This is a genomic window from Rhodococcus sp. 05-2254-2 (assembly GCF_002259095.1).
GTDB lineage: Bacteria > Actinomycetota > Actinomycetes > Mycobacteriales > Mycobacteriaceae > Rhodococcoides.
In genome coordinates this window covers 384,113-396,816 of the sequence record NZ_NOZJ01000008.1, presented here as the reverse complement: position 1 = coordinate 396,816, position 12,704 = coordinate 384,113, and the positions used below count along the sequence as shown (strand labels likewise).

General features: G+C 65.6%; 11 protein-coding genes. 10 read left to right on the top strand and 1 reads right to left on the bottom strand.

Annotated features, from left to right (window positions below; all coding sequences use genetic code 11):
* Positions 1-13: 13 nt before the first annotated feature.
* Positions 14-850, top strand: a complete 837-nt coding sequence (locus tag CH283_RS11920; protein WP_094638937.1) for an HAD family hydrolase — start codon at positions 14-16, stop codon at positions 848-850.
* A 79-nt stretch (positions 851-929) separates the two neighbouring features.
* Here the strand turns inward: CH283_RS11920 and CH283_RS11915 are convergent, their stop codons facing one another.
* The gene (locus CH283_RS11915) at positions 930-3,164 is read right to left on the bottom strand and encodes an N-acetylmuramoyl-L-alanine amidase (protein ID WP_094638936.1); all 2,235 of its coding nucleotides are present in this window, start codon (positions 3,162-3,164) and stop codon (positions 930-932) included.
* 217 nt (positions 3,165-3,381) lie between these two features.
* Between CH283_RS11915 and cobM the strand changes: the two genes are divergently transcribed.
* The 9 genes from cobM to CH283_RS11870 all read left to right on the top strand — a co-directional run bounded on the left by cobM (position 3,382) and on the right by CH283_RS11870 (position 12,561).
* Positions 3,382-4,125, top strand: coding sequence for a precorrin-4 C(11)-methyltransferase (gene cobM / locus CH283_RS11910; RefSeq protein ID WP_094638935.1), 744 nt, complete (start codon positions 3,382-3,384; stop codon positions 4,123-4,125).
* Entirely contained in the window at positions 4,122-4,871 is a 750-nt protein-coding gene (gene cobF, locus CH283_RS11905) for a precorrin-6A synthase (deacetylating) (RefSeq protein ID WP_176460224.1), read from the top strand. Before cobM ends, cobF begins: the two co-directional genes overlap by 4 nt.
* Positions 4,872-4,938: 67 nt before the next feature.
* Positions 4,939-6,168, top strand: a complete 1,230-nt coding sequence (glf, locus tag CH283_RS11900) for a UDP-galactopyranose mutase (RefSeq protein ID WP_176460223.1) — start codon at positions 4,939-4,941, stop codon at positions 6,166-6,168.
* On the top strand, positions 6,165-8,072 hold the full coding sequence (locus CH283_RS11895) for a glycosyltransferase (protein WP_068054308.1): 1,908 nt from the start codon (positions 6,165-6,167) through the stop codon (positions 8,070-8,072). Before glf ends, CH283_RS11895 begins: the two co-directional genes overlap by 4 nt.
* Complete coding sequence (locus CH283_RS11890; RefSeq protein WP_094638932.1) at positions 8,050-8,586, top strand: phosphatase PAP2 family protein; 537 nt, start codon at positions 8,050-8,052, stop codon at positions 8,584-8,586. Before CH283_RS11895 ends, CH283_RS11890 begins: the two co-directional genes overlap by 23 nt.
* Positions 8,583-9,488, top strand: coding sequence for a decaprenyl-phosphate phosphoribosyltransferase (locus tag CH283_RS11885; RefSeq protein ID WP_068054311.1), 906 nt, complete (start codon positions 8,583-8,585; stop codon positions 9,486-9,488). Before CH283_RS11890 ends, CH283_RS11885 begins: the two co-directional genes overlap by 4 nt.
* On the top strand, positions 9,466-11,331 hold the full coding sequence (gene zomB / locus CH283_RS11880; protein WP_094638931.1) for a flagellar motor control protein ZomB: 1,866 nt from the start codon (positions 9,466-9,468) through the stop codon (positions 11,329-11,331). The genes CH283_RS11885 and zomB overlap by 23 nt, the downstream gene beginning before the upstream one ends.
* Positions 11,332-11,514 carry a hypothetical protein gene (locus CH283_RS11875; protein ID WP_068054317.1) on the top strand — a complete coding sequence of 61 codons (183 nt, stop codon included), beginning with the start codon at positions 11,332-11,334 and terminating at the stop codon, positions 11,512-11,514.
* 36 nt (positions 11,515-11,550) lie between these two features.
* A complete protein-coding gene (locus tag CH283_RS11870; protein ID WP_176460222.1) occupies positions 11,551-12,561 on the top strand; it encodes an alpha/beta hydrolase in 1,011 nt (336 codons plus the stop codon).
* Positions 12,562-12,704: the final 143 nt, after the last annotated feature.

Genomic DNA, 12,704 nt, shown 5'->3' with positions numbered 1-12,704 from the left:
GAATGACGTCACGATGACCAACGCGCCGAACACCACCCGCCTCGCCCCCCGACTCGTCGCAAGCGACGTCGACGGCACCCTGCTCGACCAGCATGAACGTGTCACCGAGCGCACCAAGCGCGCCGTCTCGGCCGTCGTGGCCGACGGAGTTCCGTTCGTGCTGTCCACCGGCCGGCCGCCGCGGTGGATCCACCCCGTCGTCGATCAGCTGGGATACGCGCCGATGTCGGTGTGCGCCAACGGTGCGGTGATCTACGACGCCGCCAACGATCGCGTGCTCAGCGCCGAGACGCTGTCGGTCGAGACGCTGCAGTGGTTGGCCGACGTCGCGTATCGCGCGCTGCCCGGCTGCGGACTTGCCGCCGAGCGAGTGGGCCGGACGGCGCACGACTCGGCCACACCGCAGTTCGTCAGCTCCCCGGGATACGAGCACGCCTGGCTGAACCCGGACAACGTCGAGATGACCGAGGACGACGTGGTCGACGTTCCGGCCGTCAAGCTGCTGATCCGGTTGTCCGGCTCCACCAGCGGACACATGGCCGACATCCTGTCCCCGCTGATCTCCGGTCGAGCCGACCTGACGTTCTCCACCGACAACGGACTCATCGAGCTGTCGGCACCGGGCATCACCAAGGCATCGGGCTTGGCCAAGGTCGCCGAGACGCTGTCGGTGGACGTCAAGGACATCGTGGCCTTCGGCGATATGCCCAACGACGTGCCGATGCTGTCGATGGTGGGACTGGGCGTGGCGATGGGCAACGCGCATCCCGCTGCCGTCGCGGCGGCGAACGAGGTGACCGTCACCAACGCAGAAGACGGAGTGGCACAGGTTCTCGAACGCTGGTGGTGACCCTCGGGTCTCCCGGCATATCCGAACGCGACAAGGGCCGAGTCACCGTGGTGACTCGGCCCTGGTCGACTGTCGGAACTCAGCCCGCGGGTGCGGGCTCCGGTGCGGGAGCAGGCTCAGGTGCAGGAGCCGGTTCCACCGGTGCTGCGACGGGGTTCTGCATCTCCGCGTTGTAGGTGTCGTTGTACGTCTTGATCACCGTGGTGACGATTCCGGTGAGCTCGTTGAAGATCAGCGAACCGTTCTCGAAGTCGGTACGGAAGCCCTCCGGCACCCGGAACTCGTCCGTGATCGGCAGGCCGAGGATGCCGTCGACGCCACCCTGCTGCACGTACTGCTGGAAGATCTTGCCGATCACGGCCACGGCCTGACCGGCCATGTTGGTGATGATCTCGCCGTTGGCGAACTGCGCCTTCTCACGGCCGCCGCTCACCTGCACCAGACCGCTCACCGGAACGCCGAGCGAGCCGGTTTCTCCGCCCGACGCCAACCACTTCTGTGCGACGGGACTGGTCGCCGCCAGCCGCTGCAGCTCGGCGACCAGGGCCGGGATGTTCTCGCCCAGAGTGGAACTGGCGTCCGTGCCCGGTCGTGACGGTGCCGGGTCGGTCACCGCGGTATCGGGTGCGGTATCGGGAGCGTCGGGTGATGCCGGAGTGGCATCTCCGCCGCCGCCGAGGTTTGCCGCAGCGATGTCGCGGATTTCTCCGAGTCGTGCGTATCCGGCGTCACCGGGGCATTCGGTGTTGCCTACATCGCGGTGGCCGAAGATCACCGGCAGGTCGACACTCTGGCCGCGGCCGACAAACGTGAAATCCGTTCCCTCCGAGGTCATCGTGGTGGTGCCCTTCGGGTCGAGACCGGCCTTGCCGAGTCGCCATCCGAGGAACTTGCCGACCGAATCGATGGTCTCCTGCGAGGGATCCTCGTTGGAGTAGTCGCCCATCATGGCGATGCCCATCGTGTTCTCGTTGAACCCGCCCGAGTGTGCGCCCTGGACCGGCTTGTCCAAGCCGCCCGCGCGGCCCTCGAAGATCTGGCCGTACTTGTCGACGAGGACGTTGTAGCCGATGTCGCACCAACCGAGTGTCTGCGCGTGGTATGCGTAGATGGCGCGGACGATCTCGGCCGATTCGGACTTGGAGTAGTCGTTGCTGCCTGCGGTGTGGTGCACTGTGGCACCGCCGAGGAAGTCGTCGACAGTCGGTGTGGCGCAACGGATCGACTCGTCGGCACCCCACTGAGCGCGGGTGATGACCTTGGGGCCTGCGTCACCGGCGACGGGCGTGGCGATGTCGTTCAATGCCGAGTCGACCGGCGACGTGCCGGGGGTGATGAGTACGGCACTGATGTCATCGACCGCAGCAGCCAACTGATCCACCGTGCCTTCCGGCGCGGCTTCGGGCTGGGCGCGATCTGCTGCAGGTGCCTCGACTGCAGGTGCCGGTGCCGCGGGATCGACAGGTGCCGGATCCTGTTGACGCAGAGGCGTGCTCGACGACGCCGGGGTGTAGCCCAACGGCTGTTCGGCAGCAGCGGGCACCTCGGCCGGGGCGTCGGCAGCAGGCAGCTCGACGACCGGAACCTCGGGAACCGGTGCAGTTGCGAAGCTTTCGGGAGCTGCACTACTCGTCAGCGGCGTCAGCAGCACCTGCACTGCATTGGTCAGTCCGACGAAGATCGGTTCGGTGCCTTGCTTTTCCGCAGCGGGAACGGCGTCGCTCGCAGTGGTGTCCACCGGCGCGGTCTCGAGCCACGGGCCCCAGGATCCGTCCTCGAGTTGCCGGCGAACCTGAGCGGCTGCACCGTCGAGCTGCTCGGAGGTCAGGGCCACCATGCTGAAGGGAGTGTCCTGCTTGATTTCCTTGACGGCGGCACCGAGCGGCGGGCCGGTCGGATCGGCAGCTTCCGGATTCACGGGCAGGGGACTGACCGGCGCGGATGCATCGACCCGGGGAACGGGTGCCTGTGCTGTCGCGTTGCCCGGCGCGGGCGTGGTCAGGCCCGGGATGTCCGGGATTTCGATCGGCGGGATCACGATGGAATCCGGCAGCGGTAGGTACTTCAGATCGGAGAGCCGCAGATCCGGCAACGGCAGTCCGGTGAGTTCCTGCAACGGAATGACGATGTCCGGTGCGGAGCTCAGCGCGGTCTCGACGATCTTGGTCGGCACGGTGACCGGGGTTGTCTCGTTGGCCGGTCGAACTCCGGTTGTCGTGCTGTCGGTGAGGCCTGCGACCGCAAAGGGGGTTGCGACGGCCAGTAGTGCGACAGCACCGAGAACGATCGACGGCTTCGTTCGACGGTTCGGCAAGGCGGTACTCCCTGGTTGTTGGTAGGTACGCGTCGTAGGATCTCCAGCTACTGAACAACATGAATCACATCAGCAACATGAGTCCCATCAGACACAAGGCTAAACCTTAGCTTGACAGTTAGCCATCGGCGGGAAGTTCGAGTGGCGCGGCGCGTCGGGGCTTGCACTCCTGGGTCGTTCCGCAGGCTCCACTCCTGCCCACCTACGCTTTCGAGCTGTGACTGTGCACTTCATCGGAGCCGGACCGGGCGCTGCCGACCTGCTCACGCTGCGAGCGGTCGAGCTCCTGCGATCGAGCCCGGTCTGCGTCTACGCCGGCACCTACATCGACGACGCGATCCTCGAACACTGCTCTGCAGGCACCCGGCTGGTCGACACCGCGAAACTCGACCTCGATGCCATCACCGAAGAGTTGGTCGCTGCCCACGAGCGCGGCGAGGACGTCGCGCGCCTGTGCTCGGGCGACCCGTCCCTCTACTCCGCGTTGGCGGAGATGTCCGCTCGACTCGACGCTGCAGGCGTGCCCTGGGACGTCACCCCTGGTGTTCCTGCCTACGCGGCCGCAGCCGCCGCACTGGGCGTCGAGCTGACGGTTCCGGAGGTGACGCAGTCGGTGGTGCTCACCCGCGCACAGGCCCGCTCGACGGCGATGCCCGATACCGAGGCGCTGAAGAACTTCGCCGCCACCAGGGCAACGCTTGCGCTGCACCTGGCGATCACCCGCACTCGCATCATCGCCGACGAACTGATTGAGTTCTACGGTCCCGAGTGCCCCGCCACGGTCGTCTTCCATGCCAGCAAGCCGGACGAGCTGATCCTGCGCGGCACCCTGGCCGACATCGCAGATCAGGTCGAGGCCGCCGACCTACGACAGGCGGCGGTGATTCTGGTGGGGCCAGCCCTGGCTCGACGCGTCGTCACCGAATCCCACCTGTACGACGCGTGCCGGGACCGCTCGTGAGAATCCATCTGATCGGCATCGGCGGTGGACACCCGGATCAGGTGACCGTCCAGGCCGTCGAGAAACTGCGGGCCGTCGACGTGTTCATCGTCGCGGACAAGGGTGCCTCCGTCGGCGATCTCGCAACAGCCAGGCAGGAGATCCTCGAACGCCATCACGGCGGTAGCTACCGGGTGATCGAGGTGCCCGACCCGCCACGCGACCGATCGCCCCGGCAGTACGAGACCGCTGTCCTCGATTGGCACGACGCCCGCGCCCGCGCCTACGCCGATGTGCTCGACGGCCTCGCCGACAGCACCGTCGTCGGATTTCTCGTCTGGGGAGACCCCGCGCTGTACGACAGCACGATCCGCGTCGTCGAGCGACTGGCCGCGTTGCGCGGTGACATCGAGTTCGATGTCACACCCGGTATCTCCAGCGTGTCGATGCTGGCGGCGAGTCACCGCCTCGTGCTCAACCGCATCGGCGGGCCGATCGTCATCACCACCGGCCGCAACCTGGCAGGCGATGTCGCGGCCGGTCTCGACAACCTCGTGGTCATGCTCGACGGCAAGCTGGCCTGCAGCGCGCTGACCGGCGCAGGGTGGGGCATCCACTGGGGTGCCAACCTGGGGACGGCGGACGAGAAGCTGGTGTCGGGTCCGCTCGACGACGTGCTGGGCGAGATTCGCCGCGCCCGCGAGGAGGTCAAGTCCCGGCACGGCTGGGTGATGGATACCTACCTGCTTCGACGCCTGCCCGGTTGACATCCGACCGGCCGACCGACGCCTGGCGGGGCAGAGCGGTCACGATCGTCGGATACCCTGGTTGCCCGTGACTGCTGTAAGCCCCGAGACCACCTCTTCCGACGCCTCCGTGACCGGCCGATACGACCTCATCGTCGTCGGATCCGGGTTCTTCGGACTGACCGTGGCGGAGCGGGCGGCGTCCCAGTTGGGCAAGCGTGTCCTCGTGCTGGATCGGCGGCACCACCTGGGTGGCAACGCGTACTCCGAGGCCGAGCCCGAGACGGGTATCGAGATCCACAAGTACGGCGCGCATCTGTTCCACACCTCGAACAAGCGGGTCTGGGACTACGTCAACCAGTTCACCGACTTCACGAGCTACCAGCACCGTGTCTTCGCCCTGCACAAGGGCCAGTCGTATCAGTTCCCGATGGGCCTGGGCCTGATCTCGCAGTTCTTCGGCAAGTACTTCTCGCCTGCCGAGGCGCGGGCACTCATCGAAGAGCAGTCCGACGAGTTCGACTCGAAGGATGCGCAGAACTTCGAGGAGAAGGCGATCTCGTTGATCGGGCGCCCGCTGTACGAGGCGTTCATCAAGGACTACACCGCCAAGCAGTGGCAGACCGATCCGAAGAACCTGCCCGCGGGCAACATCACCCGATTGCCGGTGCGGTACACGTTCGACAACCGCTACTTCAACGACACCTACGAGGGACTGCCGGTCGACGGCTACACCGCGTGGCTCGAGAAGATGGCCGCCGACGAGAAGATCGAGGTCCGATTGAACACGGACTGGTTCGACGTCAAGGCCGAGCTCGTGGCCGAGAGCCCCGACGCTCCCATCGTCTACACCGGCCCACTGGACCGCTACTTCGACTATTCCGAGGGCGAACTGGGTTGGCGCACAATCGATTTCGAGACCGAGGTACTTCCGACGGGTGACTTCCAGGGCACCCCGGTGATGAACTACAACGACGGCGACGTGCCGTTCATCCGGATCCACGAGTTCCGTCACTTCCACCCCGAGCGCCAGTACCCGACCGACAAGACGGTCATCATGCGCGAGTTCTCCCGCTTCGCCAAGAGCGGCGACGAGCCGTACTACCCGATCAACACCCCCGACGATCGGCAGAAGCTCGAGGCCTACCGCGACCGCGCCAAGGCCGAAGCCGCCGCGAGCGGAGTGCTGTTCGGTGGCCGACTCGGCACCTACCAGTACCTGGACATGCACATGGCCATCGCGAGCGCGTTGAACATGTACGAGAACACCCTGGCTCCGCACTTCGAGACCGGTGCACCCCTGGCAGGCGACAAGTGACCGCCAAGCACCTCCTCGAGGACGGCATCGCCGACGCCGCGCCGGTTCTCGGCAAGTCACTGCTGCAGCGGGTGTTGCTGCCGCGCTCCGGTGAACCGCTCGACGTGCGCACGCTGTACCTCGAAGAGGCGCTCACCAACGCCAAACGGGCACACTCGCTCTCGCGGACCTCGGTCACGATCGGCTCCGAGTCCGAGGTGTCGTTCTGTACCTATTTCAACGCGTTCCCGGCGAGCTACTGGCGGCGCTACAGCGTCCTGAAGTCCGTGGTGCTGCGCGTCGAGGTCTCCGGACACTGCCGAATCGACGTCTACCGGTCCAAGGCCGATGCGTCGCGCATCCACGTCGAGGGCCGTGAAGCCGTGGACGGCGATGCGGCGCAAGAGTTTCTGATCGATCTCGGTCCGTTCGAGGACGGCGGCTGGATCTGGTTCGACATCACCTCCGATTCCGAGGTGGTTCTCGAGAGTGCGGGCTGGTACGCGCCGATCGAGGCTCCCGGTGAGGCCACCGTTGCCGTCGGTATCCCCACGTTCAACCGTCCGGCCGACGCAGTCAAAGCCCTTGTGGCCCTTGGCTCGGATCCGTTGGTGCTCGACGTGATCCAAGCCGTCATCATGCCGGATCAGGGCACCCGCAAGGCCAAGGACGAGCCAGGGTTCGACGAGGCGGCAGCAGCCCTCGGCGGCCGACTCGCCATCCACGATCAGGCCAACCTCGGCGGGTCCGGCGGATACAGCCGCATCATGTACGAGGCACTGAACAACACCTCGTGCCAACACATTCTGTTCATGGACGACGACATCGAGATCGAGCCCGACTCGATCCTGCGGGCGCTGGCGATGTCGCGATTCGCCAAGGTCCCCACGCTCGTCGGTGGCCAGATGCTCAACCTGCAGGCGCGCAGCCACCTGCACGTCATGGGCGAAGTGATCGATCGCGGCAACTTCATGTGGACCGGCGCACAGAACGTGGAGTACGACCACGACTTTTCCGAGGACCCGCTGCGCACCAGCAAACTGCTGCACCGCCGCATCGACGTCGACTACAACGGCTGGTGGATGTGCATGATCCCCCGCGTCGTCGCCGAGGAACTGGGGCAGCCACTGCCGCTGTTCATCAAGTGGGACGACGCCGAATACGGGTTGCGCGCACGGGAAGCCGGCTACCCGACGGTGACACTGCCGGGCGCGGCCATCTGGCACATGGCGTGGAGCGACAAGGACGACGCCATCGACTGGCAGGCGTACTTCCATCTGCGCAACCGCCTCGTGGTCGCATCGCTGCACATGCCGGGCGACGGCAAGGGCCTGGTGCTCGACACGATCAAGGCCACGGTCAAGCATCTGCTGTGCCTCGAATACTCGACGGTCGCCATTCAGAACCTCGCGATCCGCGACTTCTTGGCCGGCCCCGAGCACATCCTCGAGATCCTCCCCACCGCGCTGCCGACCGTGCACGCACTGCGCAAGGAATTTCCCGACGCCGTCGTCGTGGGCAGTTCCACGGAGCTGCCCCTCGCGTCCGGTGAGGAGGTGGGAGCCGTCGGGCTGCCGACCAACCCGCTCGCCAAGATCAGCCGATTGGCAAAAGGCTTGCTGCACAACGCAAAGCCTGCGCACACTCAGCATCACGACCGCCCACAGCTCAACGTCCCGACTCTCGACGCGCGCTGGTTCCTGCTCTCCCAGGTCGACGGCGTCACCGTCACCACCGCCGACGGCCGGGGCGTCGTCTACCGCAAGCGAGACCGCGCTCAGGCCGCGGCGTTGCTCAAGGAAGCACTGTCGCTGCGCAAGCAGTTGGCGGCCGAATTCCCCGCCCTCAAGGCTCGGTATCGCGATGCCGTGCCGCACCTGACCAGTAAGGAAACGTGGGAACGTGTCTTTCGTTACCAGGCGTAAGGGCCAGACCGAGGCCCCGACGGAAGTCAGGATCCTCGAGAAGGTGCAGAGCACCGTCGGCAGTACACCGGGCGCGATCACCGTCGCCCGCGGCATGTCGCACTTCGGCGAACACGCACTCGGCTGGGTCGCGATCGCCGGTATCGGTGCTGCGCTGGACAAGCCGCGTCGGCGTCAGTGGGCCTCGGTGGCAGTCGGGGCAGTGGGCTCCCACGCCGCGTCGATCGTCATCAAGCGAATCGTGCGCCGGCCACGTCCCCACGATCCGGCCGTGCGCATCAACGTCTCGACGCCCAGCAAGCTGAGCTTTCCGTCCTCGCATGCGACATCCACCACAGCCGCCGCGGTTCTCCTCGGCCGAGTGACCGGGCTACCGTTACCGGCGGTCCTCGTCCCACCCATGCTGCTCTCGCGCTTGGTGCTCGGAGTCCACTACCCCACCGATGTGCTGGCAGGATCTGCACTCGGCGCGTTGACGGCTGCGGCCGTCGTGAAGTTCGAAGGAGACAAATGAGCGAGGATGCCGCACCCGTAGGCGCGCCGCCGAAGAACCTGGCGGACGGCATCGTCAAGGCGCTTCGTCCGCGTCAGTGGGTCAAGAACGTCCTGGTGCTCGCTGCACCGCTGGCGGCGGGCTCGGTCACCGACCCCGACGTGCTGCTGTCCGTCGCGCTCGCGTTCGTCGTGTTCTGCTTCGCCGCGTCCGGGGTCTACCTCGTCAACGACGCCCTCGATGTCGAGGCCGACCGCGCACACCCCACCAAGCGGTTCCGGCCGATCGCCGCGGGCGTGCTGCCCGTCAACATCGCCTACGCGATGGCCGTGGTGTCCTTCGCCCTCGCCATCGGTCTGTCGTTCCTCGCGAACTGGAAGCTGGCGCTGGTCATCGGCGTCTACATCGTGATCCAGCTGGCGTACTGCTTCGGTCTCAAGCACCAGGCCGTGCTCGACATCTGCATCGTGTCCTCGGGCTTCCTGTTGCGCGCGATCGCCGGTGGCGTCGCCGCGTCGATCCCGCTGTCGCAGTGGTTCCTGCTGATCATGGCGTTCGGATCGCTCTTCATGGCTGCCGGCAAGCGCTACGCCGAGCTGCAGCTCGCCGAACGCACCGGAGCGAAGATCCGCAAATCGCTCGAGAACTACACCACCACATACCTGCGATTCGTCTGGACGCTGTCGGCAACGGCCGTCGTCATCTGTTACGGCCTGTGGGCGTTCCAGGAAGACGCGGGCACGGACGCCAACTGGTTCGCGATCTCGATGATTCCGTTTACCATCGCAATCCTGCGATACGCAGTGGATGTCGATGGCGGCGAGGCAGGCGAACCCGAAGAGATCGCGTTGGGAGACAGGGTTCTCCAGCTACTCGCCATAGCGTGGATCGGAGTGGTTGGTGTCGCTGTCTACCTCGCCTGACCAGCGAGACGCGCGAGAAGAGAAGTCCGCTCGGGCATCGATCACCCGGCCCGTCTTCTGGATCGGGACCGTGGTCACCGGGGCGTTGTTCCTCTGGGGTGCGTGGGAGCGCCGCTGGATCGCCGACGACGGGCTGATCGTGCTGCGCACCGTCCGCAACCTGCTGGCCGGCAACGGACCGGTGTTCAACGCGGGCGAACGAGTCGAGACCAACACCAGCACCATCTGGACGTACCTCGTCTACGCAGGCAGTTGGCTGAGCGAGGGACGCCTCGAGTACGTCGTCCTGACGATCGCGCTCGTGCTGTCCACGGCCGCCGTCGTCATCGCGATGATCGGCACGTTCGCGCTGCGAGGACGTACCGCATCGAAGACCCTGTTCCTGCCCGCAGGCGTCCTGGTCTACATCGCGGTTCCTCCTGCCCGCGACTTCGCGACGTCCGGCCTCGAGACCTGCCTGGTCATCTTCTGGCTGGCGATGCTGTGGCTGCTGATGGTTCGCTGGGGCCAGCGCCGGAGCGGTGGCGCCGAGCTGCTGCTGCTGGCGTTCTTCGCCGGCCTCGGCCCGCTGGTGCGTCCGGAACTGTCCATCGTGGCGGTGCTCGCGCTGGCGATGATCTTCCTGGCCCCGCAGAGTTGGTCGTCCAGGCTCCGAGTGTTCGTTTTCGCCGGAGCCGTGCCGGTGCTCTACCAGATCTGGCGCATGGGCTACTACGGCCTGCCGTACCCCAACACCGCGGTGTCGAAGGATGCCGGCGGAGCCAAGTGGTCGCAGGGGTTCGAGTACCTGTCCAACCTCGTGGGCCCGTACCTGCTGTGGCTGCCACTCCTACTGCTCGTCGTCGGTGCCGTTCTGTCGGCCTCCCGAGTGCGGTTGTCCCTGCCCCGCACCGTCGGCGGCTGGCTCGCAGCGCTACGGACGCCGACCGCCGTGGTCGTCTTCGTATTGATCAGTGGCCTTCTGCTGGCTTTGTACGCGATTCGCGTCGGCGGCGATTTCATGCACGGCCGCACATTGTTGCCGGCATTGTTCACGCTTTTGTTGCCGATTTCGGTGCTGCCGGTCGCCCTTCCGAAACGATGGTCTGCAGACCGCGCCACCGCGATATTCTTCGCCGATCTTTTCGTCTGGGGCGGCATCGTGGTCTGGGCCGTCGTGGCTGCCAATACGACGGGTATGCCGCAGGGTTCGATCGTCGGCCGCAGTGGCATCGTCGACGAGCGGGCGTTCTACTCGCTCAACACCGGGCACGCCCACCCGATCCTGGCCGCGGACTACCTCGACTACCCGCGGATGCGCGGGATGGTCGAGGCGATCGAGGACACTCCGGACGGCGGCCTGCTGTTGCCGTCGGCGCAGTTCACGTACTGGGATGTCGTTCCCCCACCACTCCCCATCCCGGAAGGTGGCTTCGGTCACACCGTCTTCTTCCTGAACCTCGGAATGACCAGCATGAACGTCGGCCTCGACGTGCGGGTCATCGACCAGATGGGACTGGCGTACCCGTTGGCGTCGCACACCGAGCGGCTCGAGAACGGCCGGATCGGACACGACAAGAATCTCTATCCGGACTGGGTGGTGGCCGATCTCGGCCTCGTCGCCGTTCATCCGTACCTGCCCTGGTACATGGACGAGGACTGGGTCACCGAGGCTCAGGTTGCGCTGACCTGCCCCGACACCCAGGAACTGCTCACCTCGTATCGAGCGCCGTTGACGAAGGATTTGTTCGTCCGGAATGTCAAGCGTTCGCTCTTCTACGCCGGATATCGGTTCGATCGGGTGCCGAAGTACGAAATACAACGATGTGATCTTCCGGCTCCGATATTGAAGGCGGACAATTAGGTGTCCGAACACGAAAAGGTCACCGGGTTGCGCCGAATTGGTGTCGACGCCAAGATGAGCTATCTCGATCATGTAACGGGGGTCGTCCTTCGCGCGATAAGTGCGGAGGATGTGTATGCGTCCGACCTGTGTGGTCGGGCGGCAGACATGATGGACTTGCGAGATCAAGCGTTGATTGCGTAACCGATGTGACGACGAAGCAGCTGAGAGGTCGAGTGCATGCTGGGTAGAAGGAAGAGCCGGTCCGAGGACAAGCGGGGTGGGTCCTGGGGACGCCGCGCCGCCACGTCCATGCTGATGGCAGTGGTCCTACCACTGGGATTGGCTGTAGCCGGCGGTGGCGCGACTGCAAACGCGGCCTTCGACGGCAATGCCATCGACGTGTGGACGGACTCGTCGATGGGTCCGATCAAGAGCCGCGTCTGGCGCGCCGCGGACGGTAACACCGACCGCGTCGTCTACCTCCTCGACGGGCTGCGGGCCACCACCGACATCTCCGGTTGGGAGCACGAGACCGACGCCGGTGCCGTACTGGCCGGATACAACATCAACGTCGTCCAGCCGGTCGGCGGACAGTCGAGCTTCTACTCCGACTGGTACGCACCGTCGAACTTCAACGGCCAACAGACCACGTACAAGTGGGAGACCTTCCTGACGCAGAACCTGCGTGAGAACCTGCGCGCCAACTGGGGCTTCAACCCTAACCGCAACGGCGTCATCGGTATCTCCATGGGCGGATCGGCAGCTCTGACGCTCGCCGCCTACCACCCGGACCAGTTCAGCTACGCGGGCTCGCTGTCCGGCTACCTGAACATCTCTGCTCCCGGCATGCGTGAAGCGATGCGTCTGGCGTTGCTCGACTCCGGTCGCTACAACATCGACGCGATGTGGGGACCGCCGTGGGATCCGGCGTGGCTGCGCAACGACCCGTTCGTCTTCGCGCCTCGTCTGCGCGACAACGGAACCCGCGTATGGGTGTTCGCAGGTAGCGGTCTGCCCGGCGGACTCGATCGCCCGCAGAGCTTCATCGACTACTACAACACCGCCAACGGCATGGGCCTCGAGGCCATCGCGTTGGCGAACAGCCGGGCGTTCCAGATCCGGATGGCAAGCATCGGCGCCAACAACGTCACGTACGCGTTCCCGGCCGTCGGTACCCACCAGTGGGGTTACTGGGGCGAGCAGATCCGCATCATGGCACCGGACCTGAGCGCCAACATCGGTGGCTGACCAGCCGCACTTCGTTTCGGTCGTTTCGCCCGCTTTCCGGCCCTTCGTGAAACTTCACGACTTTTCAGGCCTGTTCAGCGGGGGCCGGGCAGGATAGTCTCCTGTTTCAAGGAAACGTCGAGGTGAAACTGGGACGCTGATCA